The sequence below is a fragment of the Bacillus sp. 1780r2a1 genome (assembly GCA_024134725.1).
In the GTDB taxonomy this organism is placed as follows: Bacteria; Bacillota; Bacilli; order Bacillales; family Bacillaceae_H; genus Priestia; species Priestia aryabhattai_A.
The window spans coordinates 168,879-194,150 of the sequence record CP099863.1; the positions used below are offsets into that span (position 1 = coordinate 168,879).

Annotated in this window: 22 protein-coding genes and 1 pseudogene; all 23 read left to right on the forward strand. The window is 37.2% G+C overall.

Annotated elements, in window-relative coordinates:
• Positions 1-190 precede the first annotated feature (190 nt).
• The gene (gene glmS, locus NIZ91_00990) at positions 191-1,993 is read left to right on the forward strand and encodes a glutamine--fructose-6-phosphate transaminase (isomerizing) (protein USY55319.1); all 1,803 of its coding nucleotides are present in this window, start codon (positions 191-193) and stop codon (positions 1,991-1,993) included.
• A 142-nt stretch (positions 1,994-2,135) separates the two neighbouring features.
• A complete protein-coding gene (locus NIZ91_00995) occupies positions 2,136-2,390 on the forward strand; it encodes a hypothetical protein (GenBank protein ID USY55320.1) in 255 nt (84 codons plus the stop codon).
• Positions 2,391-2,423: 33 nt separating this feature from the next.
• Entirely contained in the window at positions 2,424-2,978 is a 555-nt protein-coding gene (locus NIZ91_01000) for a hypothetical protein (protein ID USY55321.1), read from the forward strand.
• Between the two features lie 249 nt (positions 2,979-3,227).
• A complete protein-coding gene (locus NIZ91_01005) occupies positions 3,228-4,808 on the forward strand; it encodes an L-lactate permease (GenBank protein ID USY55322.1) in 1,581 nt (526 codons plus the stop codon).
• A 79-nt stretch (positions 4,809-4,887) separates the two neighbouring features.
• Complete coding sequence (locus tag NIZ91_01010) at positions 4,888-5,595, forward strand: FadR family transcriptional regulator (protein ID USY55323.1); 708 nt, start codon at positions 4,888-4,890, stop codon at positions 5,593-5,595.
• A 41-nt stretch (positions 5,596-5,636) separates the two neighbouring features.
• The gene (locus NIZ91_01015) at positions 5,637-6,353 is read left to right on the forward strand and encodes a (Fe-S)-binding protein (GenBank protein USY55324.1); all 717 of its coding nucleotides are present in this window, start codon (positions 5,637-5,639) and stop codon (positions 6,351-6,353) included.
• A 17-nt stretch (positions 6,354-6,370) separates the two neighbouring features.
• A complete protein-coding gene (locus tag NIZ91_01020) occupies positions 6,371-7,801 on the forward strand; it encodes a LutB/LldF family L-lactate oxidation iron-sulfur protein (GenBank protein USY55325.1) in 1,431 nt (476 codons plus the stop codon).
• Entirely contained in the window at positions 7,798-8,496 is a 699-nt protein-coding gene (locus tag NIZ91_01025) for a lactate utilization protein C (protein ID USY55326.1), read from the forward strand. Before NIZ91_01020 ends, NIZ91_01025 begins: the two co-directional genes overlap by 4 nt.
• 98 nt (positions 8,497-8,594) lie before the next feature.
• Positions 8,595-9,002, forward strand: a complete 408-nt coding sequence (locus NIZ91_01030) for a GNAT family N-acetyltransferase (GenBank protein ID USY55327.1) — start codon at positions 8,595-8,597, stop codon at positions 9,000-9,002.
• Between the two features lie 109 nt (positions 9,003-9,111).
• Positions 9,112-9,729: an HAD family hydrolase gene (locus NIZ91_01035; GenBank protein USY55328.1), complete on the forward strand. Its 618-nt coding sequence runs from the start codon at positions 9,112-9,114 to the stop codon at positions 9,727-9,729.
• Between the two features lie 177 nt (positions 9,730-9,906).
• Entirely contained in the window at positions 9,907-11,802 is a 1,896-nt protein-coding gene (locus tag NIZ91_01040; GenBank protein USY55329.1) for a PTS mannitol transporter subunit IICBA, read from the forward strand.
• Between the two features lie 88 nt (positions 11,803-11,890).
• Positions 11,891-13,978: a BglG family transcription antiterminator gene (locus NIZ91_01045; GenBank protein ID USY55330.1), complete on the forward strand. Its 2,088-nt coding sequence runs from the start codon at positions 11,891-11,893 to the stop codon at positions 13,976-13,978.
• Between the two features lie 5 nt (positions 13,979-13,983).
• A complete protein-coding gene (locus NIZ91_01050) occupies positions 13,984-15,126 on the forward strand; it encodes a mannitol-1-phosphate 5-dehydrogenase (GenBank protein USY55331.1) in 1,143 nt (380 codons plus the stop codon).
• Positions 15,127-15,201: 75 nt separating this feature from the next.
• Positions 15,202-15,747, forward strand: a pseudogene (locus NIZ91_01055) (GNAT family N-acetyltransferase).
• A gap of 77 nt (positions 15,748-15,824) precedes the next feature.
• Positions 15,825-16,526, forward strand: coding sequence for an acetolactate decarboxylase (budA, locus tag NIZ91_01060; protein USY55332.1), 702 nt, complete (start codon positions 15,825-15,827; stop codon positions 16,524-16,526).
• A 200-nt stretch (positions 16,527-16,726) separates the two neighbouring features.
• Positions 16,727-17,269 carry an XRE family transcriptional regulator gene (locus NIZ91_01065; GenBank protein ID USY55333.1) on the forward strand — a complete coding sequence of 181 codons (543 nt, stop codon included), beginning with the start codon at positions 16,727-16,729 and terminating at the stop codon, positions 17,267-17,269.
• A 26-nt stretch (positions 17,270-17,295) separates the two neighbouring features.
• Entirely contained in the window at positions 17,296-18,405 is a 1,110-nt protein-coding gene (locus tag NIZ91_01070) for an ABC transporter ATP-binding protein (protein ID USY55334.1), read from the forward strand.
• Positions 18,395-19,195, forward strand: coding sequence for an ABC transporter permease (locus NIZ91_01075; GenBank protein ID USY55335.1), 801 nt, complete (start codon positions 18,395-18,397; stop codon positions 19,193-19,195). Before NIZ91_01070 ends, NIZ91_01075 begins: the two co-directional genes overlap by 11 nt.
• A gap of 1 nt (position 19,196) precedes the next feature.
• Positions 19,197-20,000 (forward strand): ABC transporter permease, encoded by an 804-nt coding sequence (locus NIZ91_01080; protein USY55336.1) that lies wholly within the window; start codon positions 19,197-19,199, stop codon positions 19,998-20,000.
• Positions 19,997-21,070, forward strand: a complete 1,074-nt coding sequence (locus tag NIZ91_01085) for an ABC transporter substrate-binding protein (GenBank protein USY55337.1) — start codon at positions 19,997-19,999, stop codon at positions 21,068-21,070. The genes NIZ91_01080 and NIZ91_01085 overlap by 4 nt, the downstream gene beginning before the upstream one ends.
• Before the next feature lie 247 nt (positions 21,071-21,317).
• The gene (locus NIZ91_01090; GenBank protein USY55338.1) at positions 21,318-22,418 is read left to right on the forward strand and encodes an acyltransferase; all 1,101 of its coding nucleotides are present in this window, start codon (positions 21,318-21,320) and stop codon (positions 22,416-22,418) included.
• A 231-nt stretch (positions 22,419-22,649) separates the two neighbouring features.
• Positions 22,650-23,735 carry a D-alanine--D-alanine ligase gene (locus tag NIZ91_01095; protein USY55339.1) on the forward strand — a complete coding sequence of 362 codons (1,086 nt, stop codon included), beginning with the start codon at positions 22,650-22,652 and terminating at the stop codon, positions 23,733-23,735.
• 66 nt (positions 23,736-23,801) lie between these two features.
• A complete protein-coding gene (locus tag NIZ91_01100) occupies positions 23,802-25,175 on the forward strand; it encodes a UDP-N-acetylmuramoyl-tripeptide--D-alanyl-D-alanine ligase (protein ID USY55340.1) in 1,374 nt (457 codons plus the stop codon).
• Positions 25,176-25,272 lie beyond the last annotated feature (97 nt).

Consider the following 25,272-nt stretch of genomic DNA (forward strand, 5'->3'; position numbering starts at 1 on the left):
CGACAGTGACTTAGTTGACGAGGAGGAGGTTTATCGAAGTATCGGCGGATGCCTCCCGGTTGTTGATTATCACAATCGAAAGCTTGATGTGAAAAACAAAGGGGTGACTCTTTGGACAAACGCATTAAGAAGATAATCGTTATTGTGAAGAAGGTAACGTTCTTCATTACTTTAAGGAGGATTACAATCTATGTGCGGAATTGTAGGTTATATTGGAACTCAAGATTCAAAGGAAATTTTATTACGAGGTCTTGAAAAATTAGAATATCGTGGATATGACTCAGCAGGTATTGCAGTTGTTAATGACGGTGGCGTACACGTATTTAAAGAAAAAGGACGTATTGCTGAACTACGTCAATCAGTGGATAACAATGTTGTAGCACCAGCTGGTATCGGTCACACGCGCTGGGCAACACACGGTGTTCCAAGCCGTGAAAATGCTCACCCACATCAAAGTAATAACGGGCGCTTTACGTTAGTTCACAATGGAGTTATTGAGAACTACGCAATTTTAAAGCGTGAGTATTTACAAGGTGTTGAATTCAAAAGTGAAACGGATACAGAAGTAATCGTTCATTTAATTGAAAAAATCGCAAGCGAAGGATTAGGAGTAGAAGAAGCATTCCGTAAAGCGGTAAGCTTACTACACGGTTCTTATGCACTAGCATTAATTGATAATGAAGATAAAAATACAATTTATGTTGCTAAAAATAAAAGTCCATTACTTGTTGGTTTAGGCGAAGGCTTTAACGTTGTAGCAAGTGATGCAATGGCGATGCTGCAAGTAACAAACCAATATGTAGAGTTAATGGATAAAGAAACAGTAATTGTAACAAAAGAAGCAGTTACAATTAAAACATTAGATGGTCAAGTAGTAGAGCGTGAACCTTACACTGCTGAATTAGATGCAAGTGATATCGAAAAGGGTACGTATCCTCACTACATGCTAAAAGAAATTGACGAGCAGCCTCTAGTAATGCGTAAAATCATTCAGCAATACCAAGGTGATGACAATGAGCTTCACGTGGATGAGGACATTGTAAAAGCTATGAATAACTCTGATCGCGTATACATCGTTGCTTGTGGAACAAGTTACCATGCTGGACTAGTAGGAAAACAATTCATTGAAACATGGGCGAAAGTACCTGTTGAAGTGCACGTAGCAAGTGAATTCTCTTACAACATGCCGCTTTTATCTGAAAAACCACTATTCATCTTTATTTCTCAAAGTGGTGAAACAGCAGATAGCCGTGCAGTCCTTGTTCAAATTAAAGAGCTTGGCCATAAAGCATTAACAATTACAAACGTTCCTGGTTCAACTTTATCTCGTGAGTCAGACTACACGCTGTTATTACACGCTGGTCCAGAGATTGCTGTTGCTTCTACAAAAGCATATACAGCTCAGTTAGCAGTGCTTTCAATTTTAGCAGCAGTAACTGCACAAGCACGCGGCATTAAGCTTGATTTCGACTTAATGCAAGAACTAGCAATCGTTGCTAATACAATGGAAGTTCTATGTGATGATAAGGAAGAAATGGAAAGCATTGCTCTTCAGTTCTTAGCAACAACGCGTAACGCATTCTTTATCGGGCGTTCTGTAGACTATTACGTTGGATTAGAAGGTGCATTAAAGCTTAAAGAAATCTCTTACATCCAAGCAGAAGGATTTGCTGGTGGAGAGCTGAAGCACGGAACAATTGCTTTAATTGAAAACAATACGCCTGTTATTGCCCTTGCAACACAAGAGCACGTAAATTTAAGCATTCGCGGAAACGTAAAAGAAGTAGTAGCGCGCGGAGCTAACCCTTGCATTATCTCTATGAAGGGCTTAGAAACGGAAGAAGATCGCTATGTAATTCCAAAGGTACACGAAACATTAGCACCTTTAGCAGCGGTTATTCCATTACAATTAATTTCTTACTACGCAGCTCTACACCGTGATTGTGACGTAGATAAACCACGTAACTTAGCTAAGTCTGTTACGGTTGAGTAATAGTTAATCGGGTTTTTAAATCATATAAAAAGAGAGTAACCTGTTGGTTGCTCTCTTTCTTTTTGTGTTTATATTAGTGAAAATTACAAAAAAGTAAATTTATTCTATGTTAAAATTAGGATAGATATAAAGGAGGTTGAGAATGAAGATATTTGCTTGGTTTTTAATTTTATTTCATATAGCTGTTGCACTATTCTGGATAGGAAATTCTTCTTACCTCTTTTCAAAAAGTGGGCTTTTCTGTTGGGTTTTCTCCATTGTAGTAGGTTACTTAATGTATAAGAAACAAAAACAAAAAAATTTCACAAGGAAAATCTTATTGAGTTCAAGCACCTTTATGGTGTTTTTAATCATTTTTACAGGCTTAATAGAAGTTGCGGTATCCTCTATGTCTTAAATGTAAAAATAATTCAAGTATGAGGGAGTAAATATGTCATTTGTAATTTTTATTATTTTACTGCTTATGATAGCAGGGATCTTTTTTGGGAAAATAAACCGCTGGCTTTCTCTTTTACTTTTAGCACCTATGTTGGTTCTATTTGGTTTTGCTAGTTATGTTCTTTTTAATATGTGGTATGAAACAACCCCTGAATCTTTAAACTTTAGCGTGCAGCATGAAGGATCTGAATACATAATTGAAAACAGTTGGGAAAAGCCTTTAGATGTGTATCGGTTTCCAACTGATTTTGTCGTTTTCTATGTACCAAATACTAGTACAGTAACAAATGTGAAAAGAGAACGAGTGAAAGATTATAAGGAAATGGCAGAATTAGAAGACTCGGTTAAAGGATGGGTAGAAGAAAAATATCCGTCAAACTTAACAACACAAGTTTTTGATATAAAAGCAAGTAAGAACGGTCGCTTTACTTTTTCTTTACCGCAGGGAATAAAAGAAAAAGAGGTGGAAGTATATTACGTGCATTTACGTTCAGAACCAATGGATACAATTGAATTCTGGATAAAAGAAATTGAAATAAAACCATAAAGAGCAATGGGAACTAGCATCATAAACAAACATATATTCGAGGATCAAGCTTAGGAACTCCATAAGTTTGGCTTTTTTTGTTCTAATAAAGCTGAAGATATGTAGTTGCTATAAAATAAATTAGATAAAAATGCAAAATTCCCCATTGTCTATTTATGAAATTTATGTAACTATATTAATGAGGTCATCAGATGACCTCATTAGATATGAGTGCTCAATACTATAAGTCAACTAGGGGGAAGGGTTTATATGTTATTGTTCATTGCGCTAAGTGCGATTATTGCGCCATTTTTATTTCTTGTAGTTCTGAGGATGTCAGCTGCTAAAGGAATGGCATTGAGTTCAATTATCGTCATATTGTTAGCGCTTACTATCTGGGGGATGGAAGGGAAAGTAATTTTAGCATCAATTTTTCAAGGAATACATAAAACATTTACGATTTTGTGGATTTTATTCGGTGCATTGGTATTGTTGAATACCCTTCGAAATACGGGTGGAGTTGTTCGAATCAATCAAGGCTTTCAAAGCATTTCAGCTGATATGCGTGTCCAAGTAGTCATTGTAGCTTTTTTATTTGGCTCACTTATTGAAGGAGCCGCTGGTTTTGGGACACCGGCGATGGTGACAGGCCCGCTATTATTGGCTCTGGGTTTTCAACCACTGGTGGCCGCCACCATTGCGTTAATTGCTGATAGTACAGCCGTTATGTTTGGAGCAGTGGGGACGCCAGTAGCAGTCGGACTCAGTAATATTCCAAGCGCAGATATTAATTTCTTTAAAGAAATTGCGGTGCAAGTCACAAGTTTAGACTTATTGGCGGGTGTCTTTATTCCATTTATTTTAATGGTTGTATTAACCACATTTAGTCGCAGTGGTATAAAAGATGCGCTGCAAATGTTTCCGTGGACGTTCCTCATTGGAATTGTATATACGGTAAGCGCATTTCTGATTGCTAATTTCTTTGGGCATGAATTTGTCTCCATTTTAGCCTCTCTTATTACGTTAATTGTAGCAACTTTGACAGCAAAGAGAGGAATCTTATTACCTAAGGGAGAATGGAGAAAGGTAATGAGGAAAGATTTCAAGATAGGGGAAGATAAAGCGGAAATGGGCATTTTAACAGCATGGGCACCGTATATTAGCGTTGTAGTCTTATTGCTGTTGACTAGAGTTATCCCAGGGCTTAAGCAATTTGCGTTAACCGCTATTGACTTAACCTGGACAGATATTTTAGGAGTAGAAGGTATTGTTTCTAAGTGGGAGTTTTTATATTCTCCCGGAACGATTCTAACTTTGGCAGCTGTGTTTGCTTTTCTTATTCAAAGAAAGTCTTATAAAACATTTTTGCAAGCATCAAAAGAGTCACTAGGTACAATGAAAATAACAGCGATTTCACTCATTGCAACGCTGGCGATGGTACAGGTGTTTGTTAATTCTGGATTGAACCTAAACAATTTAAATAGCATGCCCGAATACATTGCCGAATCATTGGCGAGCTCTTTAGGGTCAGTATGGATTTTTGTAGCGCCATTCCTTGGAAAACTTGGGGCGTTCATCACTGGAAGTGCAACGGTATCCACATTAACCTTTTCACCAATCCAATATAATGTTGCCCAGGCAATTGGGTTAAACTTAAACACTGTTTTAGCAGTTCAACTCATTGGTGCTGCAGCGGGAAATATGATTTGCGTTCACAATGTTGTGGCTGCTAGTGCTGTTGTTGGTTTATCTGGTAAAGAGGGGGAAATCATTCGCAAAACGTTAGGGACAGCAGTTGTATATGGAGTATTAGCGGGTATAGCAGGGTTTCTCTTTTTAAATGTTTTTTAAATAAGAAAAGCGGGGTTTCCCATTGTATTCTCTTGTAAGTAAATCGATATAATAGAGAGATAGATGGGAGTTGAATGAAATGAACTATAAACGTGTTCGTGGAAAAAAAGCATATGAGGAAGTAGCTGAAACATTAATTGAATTAATTAAAGCAGGAGATTTAAAGCCTGGTGATAAATTAGAGTCTGTTGAAAAATTAGCAAAAAGTTTTGATGTAGGGACGTCAACTATTCGCGAGGCTTTAAGTGGCTTACGTACAATGGGGCTAGTCGCAGCGAGGCATGGAGAAGGTACGTTTGTAAATAACTTTGACGCTTCTAAATTTCAGTTACCTGTCAACATTGCTTTTTTAATGAAGATTGAAGATATTAAAGAACTTTACAAAGTTCGTGAAATTTTAGAGTTAGGTACGGTGGCTCAAGCAGCAGCAGTGCACGAAGAAGAGGATCTTTTAGCGCTTGAGAAAGCATTGATTGTGATGGAGAATGCAAGCGGAAATGAAGAGTTAGCCTCAAGCGCGGATTTAGACTTCCATTTGGCCATTGCGAACGCGACACATAATAAATTACTTATTAATTTAATGAGCAGCGTGTCGTCGTTAATCTCTGAAACGATTCAAGAAACAAGAAAAGTATTCTTATATTCAGGTAATACGGTCGAAGATTTAAAAGTAGAGCATCGAAGAATCTTTGAAGCTATTAAAAATAGGCAGCCAAATGAGGCGAGTGAAGCGATGCTTGAACATTTGCAAAATGTTCAAAGCCGTCTTTTTACATATATTGAATGATGTAGCCGGCTGTTTACCAATTTTCTGAGAGGTGAGCAAGTATGAGAGTTTCCTTATTTAGTACATGCCTAAGTGATATTCTTTTTGCCAATGTAGCAAAAGACACGCTTGAAATCCTGGAACGATGCGGCTGTAAAGTTGATTATCCTATGGAGCAAACGTGCTGTGGCCAACCAGCGTATAACAGTGGATACCTACAGGAAGCAAAGCAGTCTATGAAGCAAATGATGAAAGCTTTTCGTCATTCTGAATATATAGTGGGACCATCAGGATCATGCATCAGTATGTTGAAGGAGTATCCCGCGGTGTTTAGAGGAGATGTAGAATGGGAGAAAGAAGCGGAAGCTTTTGCAGATAAGTGCTATGAAATTACTGAATTCCTTGTAGATGTATTAAACGTTACAGACTTAAATTCTTCGTTTAAGGGAAAAGTCACTTTTCATTCCTCTTGTCATATGAAACGACTGTTAGGAGTAAAGGAACAGCCTAAAGTACTGTTGAAAAACGTAAAAGGTGTAGAACTAGTTGATTTACCGTGTGAAGAAGATTGCTGTGGATTTGGTGGTACGTTCGCCGTGAAAAACTCTGTTATTTCACAAGAGATGGTCAGTGAAAAGTCACGTCATGTCTCAGAAACAAAAGCCGAATATTTAGTGGGTGCTGATATGGGGTGCTTAATGAATATCGGCGGTCGCATGAGTCGTGAAGGGAAAGAAGTTAAAGTTGTTCATATTACTGAGATTCTAAACACCCATTAAGAAACGGAGGAACGAAAATGAGCGTCAAAATTGGTGAAATTCCATACAAAGAACGAATTCAAAAAGGAATTGCAGACGACTTTATGAGGCAAGCCGTTTCCTCCGCTCAAGGAAGACTTCGAAATGGGCGGTTAAATCAGGCAGAAGCATGGGGAAATTGGGAAGAGTGGCGACAGCTCGGTTCTGAAATTCGTTCACATACATTAGAGAATCTAGACTACTATTTACATCAACTGAGCGAACAAGTAGCTAGACGAGGAGGAAATGTCTTTTTTGCAGAAACAGCAGAAGAAGCAAATGAGTATGTTAAAAATGTGATAAAAAAGAAGGAAGCGAAAAAAGTTGTTAAATCAAAATCGATGGTAACTGAAGAAATTGGTTTAAATAAAGCGCTTGAAGAAGTAGGTGCTGAGGTTGTGGAATCTGATTTGGGTGAATGGATTTTGCAACTGGATGAAGATCCACCTTCTCACATCGTAGCTCCTGCTCTTCATAAAAATAAAGGACAAATACGAGAAACGTTTGCTAATAAAAAAGGATACGGTGGCTCAGATACTCCCGAAGAGCTGGCAGCGTTTGCTCGAGAACAACTTCGTCAAGATTTCTTAGCGGCTGACGTAGGAGTTACAGGGTGTAATTTCGCTATTGCAGAATCAGGTGCTATCACCCTTGTTACCAATGAGGGAAACGCAGAAATGGTTACAAGTCTACCGGACACTGTTATTACGGTGATGGGAATGGAGAGAATTGTTCCCACTTGGGAAGAGATGGAGGTGCTTGTTAGTTTACTAACCCGAGCAGCGGTTGGACAAAAACTAACGAGCTATATTACGGCTATTACAGGAACAAGGCTCGAAGAAGAAATAGATGGTCCAGATGAGTTTCATTTAGTCATTGTAGACAATGGTCGTTCAAAAATTTTAGGAACAGAATTTCAATCAGCACTTCACTGTATTCGCTGTGCCGCCTGTATTAACGCATGTCCTGTTTATCGTCATATTGGAGGGCATGCTTACAACTCAATTTATCCAGGGCCAATCGGTGCAGTCATCACGCCACTTTTAGAAGGCTATGACGATCATAAAGAGCTTCCGTATGCATCTACGCTATGTGCAGCGTGCTCAGAAGCATGTCCTGTTAAAATACCACTGCACGAGCATTTAGTTCGCCATCGTCAAATCATTGTGGAACGAGAAAAGAAAGCACCCCTGACTGAAAAGCTCATGATGAAGGGATTCGCGAAGTGGTCGGCCAATCCATCTCTTTATAACTTAAGTGCAAATCTCGCTAAGCCTGCTCTTAGACCATGGACAAAAGAGGGTATGATTGAAAATGGGCCAGGTCCCCTGAAGGATTGGACGAATGTACGTGATTTCTATGCTCCGGAAGGTCAGTCATTCCGTTCTTGGTTTAAACAACGGCAGAAGGAGAGTGAATCGTCATCATGATACAGAATCGAGAGGCTTTTTTAGATAAATTAGCTACTACTTTAGGTAGAGAACGAAAAGTCGAAGGTGTACAGCGCCCAAGCTGGAGCGTTACGCCACAGTATGATGTATTCAAAGATAGGACACAGGATGAACTTGTCGATATTTTACAAGAGCATTGTAAAGTAATTCATACAACTTTTAAGCGAACAGATCGTGAAGGATTGGTTGGTGTTCTTGCAGAAACGATTAAAGGTTACGAGGGAAAGTCGTTAATCACTTCAAATGATCTGCGAAATAAAGAATATGGGTTAACCGGCTTTTTTGAGAGAAATGCTGAAGACCTCCAAGTTCATATCTGGGATGCAGAGAAAAAAAAGGTAAATCAACAAATTGCAGAAGCAGCCGACGTAGGGCTTGTTTTTAGCGATGTGACGCTTGCAGAGTCAGGAACGGTAACGCTCTTTCATAATAAAGATCACGGTAGGTCAATCAGTTTGTTACCGAAAACGTTTGTTGCAATTATTCCTAAAAGCACGCTAGTTCCACGGATGACACAAGCAGCTTCGCTTATACACAAAAAGCAGCTAGAGGGTGAAGATGTCCCTTCTTATGTGAGTTTTATCACTGGACCAAGCAACAGCGCTGATATTGAGATGAACTTGATTGTTGGAGTGCATGGACCTGTAAAAGCAACTTATATTGTAGTAGACTAACTTCTAGAAAAAATAGCCTTTTCGTATAATAGTTACGAAAAGGCTATTTTTATAGAAAGACCCAAGTAGCGGAGATAGATGAAATAGGAGGGGAAAGATTGAATCAACGTATATGTTATACAATTAAGGGACCCAAAGATTTTAATCAGATGCGAGTTTTATATGACTCTTTAGTTTGGAATTCAATCAATCTAACAACAGATGAACTAAAGAAAATGTGCGAGCAGAGCTGGTATACACTATATGCATTTGATGCAGACGAGCTAGTTGGTACAGCGAGAGTTATATCTGATGGTATTATTACAGCTACAATCTGTGGTGTGGGTGTCGCTCCTGCATATCAATCAAAGGGAATTGGTAAAGAGCTTATGAACCGCATTATTAAGTACTGTGAGAAGCAAAGAGTCATTCCTCAACTTATGTGTGTAGATAGTCTTAAGCCCTATTATGAATCCTTGGGATTTGAAGAATTTGCAACTGCCATGGTTAAGCGAATAAATAGATAAAATTTTGTAATGGTGTATATAAGCTTTTATAAGGCTTCCTTTGATAATTGAAAAAGGAAGCTTTGTTATGTTTATAATGACGGTAAGACAAATTAAAGGGGATGACTAGATGGATAGTATAATCTTTGACTTAGACGGAACACTCTGGAATTCAATTGGGACGGTAACCGTCGCTTGGAACGAAGTCATTAAAAGAAGCAAGTATGTGAAAAAAGAAGTAACGGAAAGAGACTTTGAACAAACCATGGGTCTTCCATTTCAAGAGATTGCTCAAAAGCTATTTCCAGAGTTAGATGAACAAAAGCAAAAGCAGATTCTAGCAGAATGTTGTGAAGTAGAGAATGCTTATTTAGAGAAAAGTGGCGGTCTTTTGTACCCACAAGTAGAGAGAACACTAAAAGAGCTTTCTAAAAAATATAAATTGTATATTGTAAGTAATTGTCAAGAAGGGTATATTGAAGCTTTTTATAACTATCACAAGCTAGACGCACATTTTATTGACTTTGAAAACCCTGGGCGTACAGGTTTATCAAAAGGTGAGAATATTAAGCTCATTATCGAGCGTAATAACTTAAAAGAACCAGTATATGTAGGGGATACACAAGGAGATTACGAAGCAGCTCGATATGCAGGTATTCCATTTGTTTATGCATCGTATGGATTTGGAAAAGTAGATGACCCAGACTATACAATTGGTGCGTTTAAAGAACTAAACGAACTGTTCTAGAATTTCTCTTTCAATAAGATATACGTATGCAAATATACTTCTCTTCAAAGCCTATATACATAAATATACCTTTGTCTCGTTAAGGTGTGACAAAGTTAGTTTTCTTCTTCATTGAATGTAAGCGGTTCATATCCTAACATTATAAGTGTAATTATGATATAGAAAGGGAGAGAGCATATGGCTCAATCAAATATAAAAGTAGGCGTTCAAAAGTTTGGTAACTTTCTAAGCTCAATGGTTATGCCAAATATCGGGGCATTTATTGCCTGGGGTCTAATTACAGCACTATTTATTGAAAAAGGCTTTTTTCCAAATGAAGAGCTTGCTAAGCTTGTTGGACCAATGGTTACGTACTTATTACCGCTATTGATTGGTTATACCGGCGGTAAGCTAGTTCATGACCAGCGTGGTGCAGTCGTTGGTGCCATTGCTACAATGGGGGTTATCGTTGGAGCAGATATTCCAATGTTCCTTGGAGCGATGATTGTAGGTCCACTTGGTGGATACGTTATTAAGAAATTTGATCAGTTAATTGACGGTAAAATTAAAACAGGCTTTGAAATGCTTGTAAATAACTTTTCGGCAGGTATTTTAGGTGGCATATTAGCTATTTTAGCTTTCTTAGGTATTAGTCCTGCAGTAGACGCGTTTACACAAGCACTAATTGTTGGGGTAGATTGGTTAGTAGGTGCTGGATTACTCCCACTAACAAGTATTTTAATTGAACCAGCAAAAATCCTATTCTTAAATAATGCAATCAACCATGGAATCTTATCACCAATTGGTGCAGAGCAAATTCGTACTACTGGTCAGTCTGTTTTGCTACTTCTTGAAGCAAACCCAGGTCCTGGTCTAGGAGTACTATTAGCTTATTGGTTCTTTGGACGTGGAACAGCAAAGCAATCTGCTCCAGGTGCAGCCGTTATTCACTTTATTGGGGGTATTCACGAAATCTATTTCCCGTACGTGTTAATGCGTCCAATGCTTATTATTGCAACAATTTTAGGAGGTATGAGTGGTGTATTCACGCTTGTACTCCTAGGTGGAGGACTTCAAGCTGTTGCATCTCCAGGTAGTATCTTAGCTATTTTAGCTGCAACACCAGGTAATGCAGGAAGTTACATTGCAAACATTGCAGGCGTTCTGGTAGCGACAGTTGTATCATTTGTTGTTTCAGCGTTTATCTTAAAAACAGGTAAGCAAACAGAGGATCTAGATGAGGCAACGCGCAAGATGCAAGAGATGAAGGGGAAGAAGAGTTCGGTAGCTGGCTCAATTGTGACAAATAAAGGAGCGTTACCAAAAGAAGTTAACAAAGTTGTATTCGCTTGTGACGCTGGAATGGGATCAAGTGCAATGGGAGCATCATTACTTCGTAAAAAAGTAAAAGAAGCTGGTTTAGATATCTTTGTTACAAATACAGCAATCAGCAATATTCCAAGTGATGCTCAAATCGTTATTACACAAGAAGAACTTACTCCACGTGCTCAAAATAAAATTCCAGAAGCATATCATATTTCAGTAGATAATTTCTTATCGAGCCCTGAATATGACAAGCTTATTAATAAGCTTAAAAATGATTCTTCAGCGGAAGGAAGAATTCCTCAAGTAGAGGAAGTAGTAGAATCAAGTCCAGAAGATGATAGCTTGCTGCGCGAAGAGAATATTTTTCTTAATCAAGAATTTAGCAACAAAGAAGAAGCAATTCGATTTGCAGGAGAAGTTCTTGTAAAAGGTGGTTATGTGGAAGAGAGTTATATTGAAGCTATGATTGAACGTGACAATATAACATCTACTTATATGGGAAATGATGTTGCTATTCCGCATGGTACAGAAGAAGCAAAAAAGAACGTATTAAAATCTGGATTTACGGTGCTGCAAGTTCCAAATGGTGTTGATTTCGATGGAGAACAAGTACGTTTAATCTTTGGTATTGCAGGCAAAGATGGTACGCATCTCGAAATCCTGTCGGGTATCGCCGTAACATGTTCTGATATGGATAACATTGAAAAAATGGTTCAAGCTACATCAGCTAAAGAACTTAAAGCAATTATTCAAGGTGAGTTGAACTAAAAAAGTAAAAGTGTAGAAAGGCATGTAAAGTGCCTTTCTATTCGTTCTTTCTGCAAGGCGTTAATTTCTTTAGATAAGAAATGAGTTGATGCATGTGTTTATTACATCCAGGGAAAAAAACATTATTGAATTAATCATTAAAACATCAGGAAAACATACGGCTTTATCCATTGCTAGTTTTTTGAAGGTAAGTGCTAGAACCGTACATCGGGATTTGAAAACAATTGAATCCTTACTGAAGCAATTTAATTTGCAATTAGTTCGTACACCAGATGAAGGATTGATAATTAGCGGTAAAGATGAACAGATTTTCAAGTTGATCCAAGAGCTTATGAAAGTTCAACCTACCGATCAGTCTCCGAAAGAACGTAAGCTATTATTGGTTATTAAGCTATTGGAAGAAGCATCTTTTAAGCTCCAAACGCTAGCTAAAGACTTAGGTGTTAGCATCACTACCTTAACTTCGTACTTGGATGAATTAACAGATTGGCTTGAACATTACAGTGTAACCCTTGTTCGAAGAAGAGGAGTTGGGTTAGAGGTCGTTTCAACTGAAATCAACAAACGAAAAGCACTTGCTAATTACTTTCTTGTTTATTTTGGAGAAGAGCTAATCGAACAGCTTTTTTTGCTTCAAAACAATAAATTAAAGCAAGAAAAGGTTTTATATTATTTTAATGCTGCTTATTTGGCGGAAGTGGATCGTATTGTTAATTTAAAGATAAATAAAGGCCAATCGAGGTTAGCAGACAGCGATTATATGGGGTTAATCATTCATACATGTATCATGCTACAAAGGTCTGAGAAAGGCTTTCAGTTAGAAGAATCAGTGTTAATTAAGGAAGCGTCAAATGAGTACCAATTAATCGAAAGTCTGTGCAAAGAGCTAGAGGAACAGTTTTCTCTCAGCATTAACACTAATGATATTACATTCCTAGCGGTTGTACTACGAGCATCTAAACTTCAAGTAGCCAACGCAGTAGATTACGATAGTATAGTTTTAGGACGCATGATTAAGAGAGTTATTCAAGATGTTTCCATTCAGCTGCATATCGACTTAACAAATGACTTTTCACTATTTCAAGGGTTATTAGCGCACATGGAGCCATCTATCTTTCGCATTCAACAGCAGCTAGAAGCATTTAATCCATTAACGGAAGAGATTAAAAAGAAGTATCCACTACTTTTTATGGCGGTACGAAACAGCATGGAAAAAGAGTTTAACGAGTTATCTTTTTCAGATGATGAAATTGCGTATGTAGTTCTTCATTTTGGCTCTTCTTTAGTAGTGCGAGAAGAAAATGTTGTAATCAAAGCATTAGTGGTATGCCCAACAGGTATCGGTACATCTAAGATGCTAGCGAGTCGAATAAAGAAAGAATTTATTGAAATTGACTCTGTTGATGTAAAATCGATTAAAGAAATTCATGAAACAAATATAGAAAAGTACGACCTTATTATTTCAACCGTCCGTTTACCGTTTTTAGCATGTGAATACATCTTAGTTAATCCGCTCCTTAGCGATGAGGATATTCATGCTATTCGAACCTTTCTTCAAAAAAATGTGGAGGAGTTAACACAAAAGAATCGATATACAGCAAAAAGCAGCATAACTGCTACTTCAAGTGCAAACGATAGACCACCTTTTCAACAAGTAATGAAAGAAATAAAAGAAGTGTATACAAGTATTGATTCTATTTTTGACAACCTAAGGATTTACCGAGAAGGTTCAACTTTAGGTCATGAGCAAATCATTGCTCGTATGGTTGCGGCTGCAGGTCGTGAAGGTTTGGTTAAAAACACACAAAGCATTATTCAAAAGCTCAAGGAGCGAGAAGAAAAAGGTGGGCTTGGTATTCCAGAAACAAGCATGGCCCTTTTTCACTGTCGACATGAAGGGATAGGACAACTATTGTTTCAAATTTCTCATTTGCAAAATCCTTGTCAGGTGAAAGGGATGGATGGAAAAATGCTGGAAACACGAAACCTACTGCTGATGTTGGCCCCAGAAAAGCTTACAATCCGTGAGCAAGAGATTTTAAGCCTAATTAGTACAAGCTTGATTGAAGATAAAGAGGCGATGATGATTTTTTCGTCCTCTAATGAAGAGATGATTCGAAAAAAACTGGAAGATACATTTTATGAATACTTACAAAATAATTTGATAAAGGAATGATAAGTGTGAAAACAGTTGTACATTTTGGTGCAGGCAACATTGGAAGAGGGTTTATCGGTGCGCTTTTTGCTCAGTCGGGATATCATGTTACGTTTGTGGATATTGCCCAACCAATTATTGATAAACTAAACGAAGATAAAAGGTACCATGTGAAAACGGCAGCGGAAGATACGGAAATAATTGAAGTGAATAATGTGTCTGGCTTAAATAATATGACGCAAGAGCAAGAAGTGTTAGAAGCTTTAAAAACTGCTACTTACATCACAACAGCTATCGGCCCGACAATTTTACCTCGTATTGCACCATTGATTGCAAAAGGCTTAGCAGCTCGCGTAAAGGAAACCGATGAGAAAGTATATGTTATCGCATGTGAGAATCAAATTTCTGCAACGGAGCTCTTAAAAGGCTACATTCTAGAGTGCCTAGATGAGGAAACAAAGGAACAGCTTAGTGGGAAAGTGTCGTTCTTTAACTCAGCAGTCGATCGTATTGTACCGATTCAATCGAATCCAGAATCTATCGATGTATTGGTTGAGCCGTATTATGAGTGGGTGGTAGAAACAAAAGAACATATTCCAACAGTTGAAGGAATGAAAATTGTTCCGGACTTAGCACCATTTATTGAACGTAAACTCTTTACGGTTAACACAGGACATGCGGTCATTGCCTATTTAGGTTACTTGCAAAGAAAAGAGACGATTGATCAGACATTAGAGGATGCTGCGATTTACGAACAGGTAAAAAAGACATTGCAGGAAACAGGGGCGTACCTTGTTCATCGATATGGTCTTGATCAAAATGAACATGAAGCATATATTAAGAAAATTATTGAGCGCTTCAAAAATGCGTACTTAAATGATTCTGTCAATCGCGTAGGTCGTTCACCTATTCGTAAGCTGGGGCCGCAAGATCGATTAGTTCGTCCAGCTGTAGAAGCAAAGCAAGCAGGTTTATCATATACAAACTTAGCCAAGGCAATCGCTGCAGCATTGCTGTTTGATCCTTCGGAGGATGAAGAAGCTGTTCAGCTCCAAACAATGCTTGAAGAGCATGGTATTTTATATGTGCTAAGTAAAGTGAGCGACCTACATGAAAATGATGATCTAACCCAGGAAATTATTGAGCACTACTCTCAATTACAGAAATAAAAATATCTTTTCCTAAACGAGCCTTATAATAAAACAAAGGCTCGTTTTTTAATAGGTTAAAAGAGGGAGAGAAGATTGGTGATAAAATCAAAAACATTTCAAGTCAAGGGAATAGAGTATATCATTCGTGTTGCTGCGATCAGCGATGCATCTGCACTTGCTGAATTACGATTACAAATTGATGGTGAAACAGAACATCTCGATCGTGTAAAAGGAGAGGGGATAATTGATGAAGAGAGATTCAGGGAACTGATTTTAATAGATACGTCGACACCTAATCATTTATTTCTCGTCGCGGAGGTAGAAAACAACCTTGTGGGATTCTCTAGGTGTGCAGGCAGTTAACTTCAGCGTCTCATGCATCAAGTTGAATTTGGTGTAGGGGTTAAAAAAGATTTTTGGGGACTAAAGGTTGGTCAGGAATTATTAAATCAATCGCTTCTTTGGGCTGACTACCAAGACTTTGTTAAGGTAACCCTAAAGGTTATTGAAACGAATAAAAGTGCTATACATGTTTATAAGAAGTATGGGTTTGAAATAGAGGGCGTACTGAAAAAAGATAAGAAATTATCTGATGGCAGCTATTACAGCATGCTTATTATGAGTCGATTCTTTAAATAGCTCCGTTGTTTCAGCTTCTTTTCAGAGGGAATAATTGTTATATCAATAGTTATCTGTAACGGAAGGGGAAACGAATAATGAGCTCTAGTATTTATCAAAAATCTACGATGGTAGCACTCTTAGAGGGTGTTTACGATGGAACAATTACAAAAGAAGAGCTTTCTCAAAAAGGAGATTTTGGCCTTGGAACATTCCAGGCGCTAGATGGTGAAATGTTAGCGGTGGATGGGGATTTTTATCATTTAAGAGAAGGAGAAGCGATAAAGGTCCATTCAAAAGATATACTGCCATTTGCCGTGATGACGTATTTTAAAGGGAGAACAGAAATTAATCTTGATAAGGTGTTAACTCAGAAAGAGCTTGAGCAACAGCTAGAGGCTAATATGAATAGTAAAAATGTCTTTTATGCAATAAAGGTGGAGGGGGCTTTTCAACAAGTAAAAACAAGAACGGTAGCTAAACAAAACAAGCCCTATCCACCAATGACGGAAGTTGCAGAAAGCCAGCCTGTTTTTGAGTTGGAAAATGTTAAGGGAACTATGGTTGGATTTTTCACTCCAGCTTATGTAGCAGGTATAGGTGTGCCAGGGTACCATTTTCATTTTATTGATGAATATAAAACGGCAGGTGGTCACGTTTTAGATGTGACCGTTGAGGATGTAAAGATAAGTTTAGAAGAAAAAACATCGTTGGAGCTGGACCTTGATAATACCCAATGTTTTCGTAACGCAGATTTAGATAAAGAAGATATTCAAAAAGAAATTGAAGAAGTAGAATAGAGCAAAGCATCGTTTAAGCGGTGCTTTTTTTAATGCAAGCAAGCTTCAACTTTTAAGTACCATAATTGCTAAAAAAACTTCTTGTGCTTAGCTTTAAAACATGTATAATAATACGAGTTGAAAGTAAACTTTAAGTTAAGTGTTATAAAACTTTATTTACTAGAAGTTTACTTATTTTAAACATGTCGAGGTTTAAATAAATGGAGATAGGTAAGAAGATTAAGAACTTACGTTTAAAAAAAGGGTTAACGCAAGAAGAGCTTGGAGAACGGACGGACCTTAGCAAAGGTTATATTTCACAGTTAGAGCGAGATTTAAGCTCGCCTTCTCTTGAAACGTTTTTTAGTATTTTAGAAGTGTTAGGTTGCCAACCAAAAGAGTTTTTTGATCAAGATACAACCGTGCAAAAAGTTGTATATAAAAAAGAAGACTACACAAATTATTGTGATGAAGAAAAAGGCTATCATATTGAATGGTTAGTTCATGAATCGAATGAAAAAGAAATGGAGCCTATTCGGTTAATTTTAGAACGAAAAGGTGAATTTAAAGAATTTGAGCCTTCCCTATCTGAGACCTTTGGCTATGTTCTAAAAGGAGCTGTTATTGTTCAAATTGGTCAGCGAACGTATGAAGCGAAAGAAGGAGAAACAATTTATTTTCAAGCTGCTGAAGAGCACAAAATGTTTAATGCCTACGACGGCGTCACTGAGCTTATTGTGGTAGCGACAGAGTCATATTTATAAAGAGATTAAGAGGAGAGAAGATTGAAATGAACGATAATCAAGCGATTATTCGCTTTGAAAATGTAACAAAGCAATACGATAACGATTCAATAGTGCTTGATAGCGTAAGCTTTGAAATTGAGAGAGGGAAATTTTACACGTTACTAGGTCCATCAGGGTGTGGTAAAACAACTATTTTACGTTTAATTGCAGGGTTTACAGAGGCTTCAAGCGGAGATATTTATTTCAACGGTAAGAAAATTAATTCCGTACCAGCTAACAAACGTCAGGTTAATACCGTTTTTCAGGATTATGCATTATTTCCGCATCTTAATGTATTTGAAAACATTGCATTTGGATTACGAATAAAAAAAGTAAAGAATGCCGAAGTCAAAGAACGGGTGAGTGAAGCACTTCGATTCGTCAATCTAGAAGGATATGAAAATCGTGAAATTAAAGAGATGTCTGGAGGCCAACGTCAACGCGTGGCAATTGCTCGAGCAATTGTAAATCAACCGGAGGTCATTTTACTTGATGAACCACTATCAGCATTGGATTTAAAGCTGCGTACGGAAATGCAGTATGAACTAAGAGAGCTTCAGCGCCGATTAGGCATTACATTTATTTTTGTTACGCATGATCAAGAAGAAGCATTAGCGATGTCCGATGAAATCTTTGTACTTAACAAAGGGAATATCCAGCAAAGCGGTGCACCAACAGATATTTATGATGAACCTATTAATCGTTTCGTAGCAGATTTCATTGGAGAGTCAAATATTATTCCAGGAAGTATGGTTGAAGACTTTGTCGTAGAGTTTGCAGGAGAACGCTTTGAATGTGTGGATAAAGGCTTCAATCCAAATGAAAAAGTAGAAATTGTCATCCGTCCAGAGGATTTAGAAATTACGGATCCAGAAAAGGGTAAAATTCAAGTGAAAGTTGACTCTCAGCTGTTTAGAGGGGTCCACTATGAAATTTGTGGATACGATAAGGATGGAAACGAGTGGCTTGTGCATTCAACAAAAAAAGCAACAGTAGACGAAGAGATCGGTCTTTACTTTGATCCTGAAGCAATTCACGTTATGCGCTTTGGTGAAACAGAGGAAGAGTTTGATAAAAGGCTAGAAGCATATGGTGACGAGACTCATGCAAACTAAGTCACGTAATATTTATTTAATACCTTATCTGCTTTTTATTGCTTTGTTTGTTATTGCACCGATTGCCTTAGTTGTTTATTATTCGTTCTTTGATATTCATAATGAGTTTACCTTCGCTAACTATGAGAAATTTTTTACACCAGTTTATTTAAAAATGACGCTCAGCTCGTTTTGGTATGCTTTTTTGATTACGCTATTTTCGTTACTAATTGCTTATCCTACAGCGTACTTACTAACCAAAACAAGACATAAGCAGCTATGGCTGTTGTTAATTATTTTACCGACTTGGATTAACTTACTGCTAAAAGCGTATGCATTTTTAGGGATTTTCGGTACGTACGGAACAATTAATAGTTTTAGTGAGTTTTTAGGGTTTGGCACTCATCAAATATTATTTACTGATTTTAGTTTTGTTTTTGTATCTGTTTATATCTTTATTCCATTTATGATTTTACCTATTTTCAACTCGTTAGAAGAGCTGAACCCTTCTTTAATATACGCATCCAGAGATCTAGGGGCTTCTTCATGGACAACATTCCGTCGCGTTGTATTTCCGCTCACATTAAATGGTGTGAAGTCCGGATGCCAAGCAGTCTTTATTCCTGCATTATCACTCTTCATGATTACTCGTCTAATTGCCGGGAACCGAGTAATTACGCTTGGTACAGCAATTGAACAGCATTTCTTAGTAACACAAGACTGGGGAATGGGAGCGACGATTGCGGTCTTCTTAATTATTGCGATGGCAATTATGATGATTGCAACTGGAACTAGAAAGAGAGGGCTATAAAATGATGAAGAAATGGAAATGGAGCAATATATATTTAATTTTGGTTTTTGTCATTTTATATGCGCCAATTTTTTACCTTATGTATTACTCATTTAATAGTGGGGGCTCAATGAGGGAGTTTGAAGGCTTTACATTGCAGTGGTATAAGGAAGTCTTCCAAGATACAAGACTATTAATTATTGTATTAAACACGCTTATTATTGCATTGCTTTCATCGGTGATTTCAACCATTCTTGGAATCATTGGAGCGCTTGCAATTATTTATGTAAAAAGAAGAAGAATTCAAAATACGCTGTTGACGTTAAATAATGTTCTCATTGTTAGTCCAGATGTCATCATAGGAGCTTCTTTTCTTATTTTATTTACGATTGTTGGGATTAAGCTGGGCTTTACATCTGTTCTGCTTGCCCACATTGCTTTTAGTGTACCAATTGTTGTCATTATGATTCTCCCGAAGCTTCAAGAAATGAGTTCAACTTTGATTGATGCAGCAAGGGATTTAGGTGCAAGTCGTTTTCAAGTATTGTCAAAAGTCATTTTACCGTTTATTGCACCAGGAATCTTTGCAGGCTTCTTTTTAGCACTAACTTATTCATTAGATGATTTTGCAGTTACGTTCTTTGTAACGGGAAATGGGTTTTCTACACTGTCAGTTGAAATTTATTCACTAGCAAGACGTGGCGTATCATTAACAATTAATGCATTGTCTACTCTGATTTTCTTATTCACTGTGCTATTGGTAGTGGGCTACTACTTTGTTAGTCAACGCAATCTTCGTACGAAAGGAGGCGGGGGTGAGAAATGAAGCAATTAATGCGGTCATTTATTGTTATTGTAGCCATTTCACTCGTCTTAATGTACGTTGTATCTCAGTTAAACTCTGCTCAAGGATATTCAGGAGACAATACTCTGACTGTTTATAACTGGGGGGACTATATTGATCCAGAAATTATTGATGAGTTTGAGGAAGAGACAGGGATTAAAGTTATCTATCAAACGTTTGATTCCAACGAGGCAATGATGACAAAAATTGAACAAGGTGGCACTACGTTTGATATTGCGGTACCATCAGAGTATGCCATTAGTAAAATGAAGGAAGAAGATTTACTACTTCCTGTAGATCATAAGCAGCTACCTAACTTAAAGCATATTAATCCACGCTTTCTGAACTTATCGTTTGATGAAGGAAATAGATATTCTATTCCTTACTTCTGGGGAACAGTAGGTGTTGTCTATAACAAAGAAATGCTAAACGGCAAGGAAATTACGAGTTGGGACGATCTATGGGATCCAAAGTTGAAAAATCAAATCCTTTTAGCTGATGGGGCACGAGAAGTGATAGGGATGGGACTTAATAGCTTAGACTATTCGCTAAATGACACGGATAAAAAGCATTTAAGAGAAGCGAAAGAAAAGTTAGATACGTTAACACCCAACGTGAAAGCAATTGTTGGAGACGAAATTAAAATGTTGCTAGCAAATGAAGAGGCAGCGGTAGGGTTAGTTTGGTCTGGTGATGCTTCAGAGATTATGAGTGAAAATGAGAATCTAGATTATGTAGTTCCAGAAGAAGGATCGAACCTGTGGTTTGACAATATGGTGATTCCTAAAACGGCAAACAATATTGAGGGAGCTCATCAATTTATGAACTTTATGTTAGATCCGAAAATTGCAGCTCGAAACGCTGAATACGTGGGGTACTCAACACCAAATGAAAAAGCGTTAGATTACTTACCTGAGGAAGTTGCAAAAGATGAACGTTTCTATCCAGATGAAGCATTAACTGAAAAGTTAGAGGTTTACGATAATCTAGGAAAAGAAATGTTAGGTTACTACAACGAATTGTTTTTAGAATTTAAAATGCATAGAAAATAGGTCTGGTTTTTTGTTGCTTTATGTTGATATCAAGGATAATTGTGTAAAATAAATAGGTTTTACTGCCTGTTGAAAAGATAAAAATAGACCTTTAATATAGAGATAAGGAAGCTAATGACATGATTTATCATGTCATTAGCTTTTTTTATGAAACTTTTTTTAAAATAGGGGAAAAGTAAAGCGTAACACTTATGGCATAGGGGAATAGAGATGACGTGTTAAATTTTTTCATAATAGGAGACAGAATGTGAAGAAACAACAAATTGAATCAATTTACTTTTTAAGATTATTTGCCATGATGATGGTTGTACTTGTACACGTAACGGCAGCGTATGCAAGCGTCCTTCCATATAGCGGAGATGCGTACCAAAAGTATCACTTTATCAATCGCATTATTCGGATAGAAGCGGGAATCTTTATTGTAATTACAGGACTCGTATTCTTTTATAGCTATATTAAGAAGCCGTTAACAAAAGAGTTGTGGAAAAGTTATTATACGAGACGAGTTACATATATCCTTATACCATATATTATCTGGGCATTGATTTATGAAGCATATTCAATTTACGTAGGTGCAAGAGAATTTAACGCAACAGAAATTTTGCTACGCATTTTAAAGGGTGAATCGTACTATCAACTGCACTTTATTTTCTTAATTGTGCAAATTTATCTTGTTTTACCTGTTTTTGTATGGATTGCTCAAAAGTTTACTTTTTTTCGCCGCTATATGTGGTTATTCGGAGTCGTCCTACAGTTAGTTTATCTTCAATTAAATTCAATGTACGGCCTGGTATCATTTACTTTATTCATTAGTTCGTTATCTACTTTCCTATTAGGAGCATGGATTGGCGTTTACTATAATGAACAGAAAGCAAAAAGCACCAATAAATCTACGATTGTGTTGCTAATTGTTGCGCTAATTGCAGGAGCAGTCGTCTCTTCTTTACATTATTATGTGTATACAGTTAAGACACTTTACCTATCGGGAGTTATGTACGAGGTCATCAATACATTTTATCTCGTATTAGGTAGCTATGTAGCCTTCCGTATCGGAGAGATTTTGGCCGCAAAACTTCCTAGAAGAGCAGTTATTACAGTTCGAAATATTGCAATGTACTCTTTTGGTTTTTATTTAATTCATCCTTTGGTGTTAAATATTGTCTCTGGATTTGTACCAGCACATAGTAATCAATTATTTCATATTGAGATGCTAATTCGTTATATATTAACTTTAACTCTATGTTACCTTATTATCTGGGCTTGTCATCGGTTTTTACCGTTTGCAAATTTATTGTATGGAAAGCTTCCAAAGAAAGCTGTATTTTTATATAAGCGTGAAGCACAATAATTATTAAAGTGGTAAAAAGACCAACTCTTTTTACCACTTTTTTATTGGAGTCGGAAGTCCCTTACTGATTGGAGTAGAAGCTGTTATGATAACAAGTAAGTCAAAAATAAATTATAATTTGACTCACATCTGCCCACTTTTTACATAAGTAATAAAGAAAGAAACTGTTTCCTATAAGGATAGAGAAAGTGATAAAATAGAAAAGATGAAATTGTGTTAGGAGGAACACTTGTGAAAATTAAGCTTGGTCTTTTATACGGGGGAAAATCCGCTGAACATAAAGTATCTCTACAAACAGCTTTAGCAGTAACAAAAGCAATTAACCATGATAAATACGAAGTGCATCCAATTTATATTACTGAAACAGGCGAATGGGTTCGCGGTACAAAATTGATGGGTCCACTTGAAACAGTCAACGAACTTGAGATTAGTAACAGTGGTACGGTTATTTCATCCGTATCTTTAAATACAAATATGTTCGCTTTATCCGATGTGAAAAATGAAGAAACGCTTGATGTAATCTTCCCACTTCTACACGGTCCAAACGGTGAAGATGGAACAGTCCAAGGGCTGTTAGAACTATTAAACCTACCTTACGTAGGGAACGGAGTGTTAGCATCTGCAGCAGGGATGGATAAAGTCGTGATGAAACAACTTTTCTCTCAAGCAGGTTTAAAGCAAGTAAAATACGAATATTTCATTCGCAAAGAGTGGGATGAGAACCGTGAAGCATCATATGAAGCTGTTGAGAAAAACTTAGGGTATCCATGTTTTGTCAAGCCAGCGAACTTAGGTTCAAGCGTTGGTATTAGTAAATGTGATAATCGTAACGAATTAGAAGCAGCATTTGAAGAAGCCTTCCAATTTGACCGTAAAATTATTATTGAAGAAGCGGCAATTGGACGCGAAGTGGAAATTGGTGTATTAGGTAATGATGATCCATCTTGCTCAGTTGTTGGAGAAATTTTACCAAAGGCTGCTTTCTATGACTATAAAGCGAAGTACGAAGATGGTAGCACGGGTCTTGCTATTCCGGCTGAAATTAGCCAAGAAACGTATGTAGAAATGAAAGAATTGGCAATTAAAGCATTTAAAGCAATTGATGGCTCAGGGCTTGTTCGTGCTGATTTCTTCTTAACAAAAGAAGGCGAGTTAATTATTAATGAAGTAAATACAATGCCAGGATTTACACCGTTTAGCATGTTCCCGTTACTATGGAAGCATGCAGGTGTTGAATATCCAGTGTTAATTGAAACATTAGTAGATTTAGCGCTTCAGCGTCATGATGAAAAGCAAAAAATTAAACATACGATGTGAGAAAAAAGCTAACACTATTCAAAATGAATAGTGTTTCTGCTTTTTGTGAAAGGAGCTATAAACATTATGATTAATCGAAAGCTAAAAGATGTAGTGAAGATGATTCCAAACAGCAGCTTAGCTCATGGTGACGAAAAGGTTCATATTAAAGGGGTTTCAATTGATACAAGAACATTGCAACCAGAGAATTTATATGTACCAATTAAAGGTGATCGATTTAATGGCCATGACTTTGTTGAAAAAGCAATTGAAGCAGGTGCTGTGGCAACTTTATGGAATAAAAATGAAAAAGATATTCCGCAAAATGTACCTGTCATTTTGGTAGACGATACGCTTGAAGCCCTACAGAAATTAGCAAAAGCATATCGTCATGAACTAGCTGTAAAAGTTGTAGGAATTACGGGAAGTAACGGGAAAACAACAACAAAAGACATGGTCGATGCCGTTTTATCGACAACGTATAAAGTTTTAAAAACAGCAGGGAATTTTAACAATCACATCGGCATGCCATTAACAATCTTACGCTTAGAAGAAGATACGGATATTGCTGTTCTGGAAATGGGAATGAGTAGCCGCGGTGAAATTGAGTTTTTATCGAATTTGGCTGAGCCTGATGTTGCGGTCATTACAAACATCGGGGAATCTCACCTCCAGGATTTAGGTAGCCGAGAAGGAATTGCTGAAGCAAAACTTGAAATTACAAGTGGTCTATCAGAGCAAGGACAATTTATCTTTAATGGTGATGAACCTCTTTTAACAAGTCGAGTAAACAATCCAAAGTTTAAAGTTATTACGTTTGGAAGTTCACCAAATAATGACCTTTCTTTAACGAATATGACAAGAGAAGAACATGGAACGACATTTTTCGTTTCACGTGAAACACAAAAGTTTTTCATTCCTGTATTAGGTGAGCATAATGCACATAATGCGATGGCTGCTATTGCTGTGGGTCGCTACTTTAACCTGAGTGATGAAACAATTGCACAAGGGTTAGCTGAATTAAAGCTGACAAATATGCGAATGGAATTAGTGAAAGCTAAGAGTGGTTTAACGTTTATTAACGATGCGTATAATGCAAGTCCAACATCAATGAGAGCAGCGATTAAGCTAATCCATGAGATTAATGGTTATAATAAAAAAATCTTAGTGTTAGGAGATATGCTCGAACTTGGTGATCAAGAAATACAATTTCATAATGAGATTGGGAAATTTATTGATCCTGCTGCAGTGGAATATGTATTTACATACGGTCCGCTAAGTAAAGAGATTGCTTCAGGAGCACAAGAGAATTTTCAAGAAGGAAAAGTTCTTCATTTTGACGATAAAGATACGTTAGCAGATCATTTACAATCTGTTAGCTCTTCAAATGATATTGTATTGGTGAAAGCATCTCGAGGTATGAAGCTTGAAGAAGTAATTACTAAAGTCATGTCGAAATAAGAAGAGGAATAATAGAATAAGCTCTATTGCAAATAAAAACTCATAGTGTTATGATGTAATTTGAGTGTCTTGAGATGCTTATTCTCTAAACGTTGAT

Bases quoted from the DNA above. Each gene is read 5' to 3' on its own strand.
- NIZ91_01025 (USY55326.1), top strand. From the start codon at position 7,798: ATGATACAGAATCGAGAGGCTTTTTTAGATAAATTAGCTACTACTTTA.
- NIZ91_01075 (USY55335.1), top strand. From the start codon at position 18,395: ATGCAAACTAAGTCACGTAATATTTATTTAATACCTTATCTGCTTTTT.
- NIZ91_01035 (USY55328.1), top strand. From the start codon at position 9,112: ATGGATAGTATAATCTTTGACTTAGACGGAACACTCTGGAATTCAATT.
- budA (USY55332.1), top strand. From the start codon at position 15,825: ATGAGCTCTAGTATTTATCAAAAATCTACGATGGTAGCACTCTTAGAG.
- NIZ91_00995 (USY55320.1), top strand. From the start codon at position 2,136: ATGAAGATATTTGCTTGGTTTTTAATTTTATTTCATATAGCTGTTGCA.
- NIZ91_01070 (USY55334.1), top strand. From the start codon at position 17,296: ATGAACGATAATCAAGCGATTATTCGCTTTGAAAATGTAACAAAGCAA.
- NIZ91_01010 (USY55323.1), top strand. From the start codon at position 4,888: ATGAACTATAAACGTGTTCGTGGAAAAAAAGCATATGAGGAAGTAGCT.
- NIZ91_01085 (USY55337.1), top strand. From the start codon at position 19,997: ATGAAGCAATTAATGCGGTCATTTATTGTTATTGTAGCCATTTCACTC.
- NIZ91_01020 (USY55325.1), top strand. From the start codon at position 6,371: ATGAGCGTCAAAATTGGTGAAATTCCATACAAAGAACGAATTCAAAAA.
- NIZ91_01005 (USY55322.1), top strand. From the start codon at position 3,228: ATGTTATTGTTCATTGCGCTAAGTGCGATTATTGCGCCATTTTTATTT.
- NIZ91_01015 (USY55324.1), top strand. From the start codon at position 5,637: ATGAGAGTTTCCTTATTTAGTACATGCCTAAGTGATATTCTTTTTGCC.
- NIZ91_01040 (USY55329.1), top strand. From the start codon at position 9,907: ATGGCTCAATCAAATATAAAAGTAGGCGTTCAAAAGTTTGGTAACTTT.
- NIZ91_01080 (USY55336.1), top strand. From the start codon at position 19,197: ATGATGAAGAAATGGAAATGGAGCAATATATATTTAATTTTGGTTTTT.
- glmS (USY55319.1), top strand. From the start codon at position 191: ATGTGCGGAATTGTAGGTTATATTGGAACTCAAGATTCAAAGGAAATT.
- NIZ91_01000 (USY55321.1), top strand. From the start codon at position 2,424: ATGTCATTTGTAATTTTTATTATTTTACTGCTTATGATAGCAGGGATC.
- NIZ91_01065 (USY55333.1), top strand. From the start codon at position 16,727: ATGGAGATAGGTAAGAAGATTAAGAACTTACGTTTAAAAAAAGGGTTA.
- NIZ91_01045 (USY55330.1), top strand. From the start codon at position 11,891: ATGCATGTGTTTATTACATCCAGGGAAAAAAACATTATTGAATTAATC.
- NIZ91_01100 (USY55340.1), top strand. From the start codon at position 23,802: ATGATTAATCGAAAGCTAAAAGATGTAGTGAAGATGATTCCAAACAGC.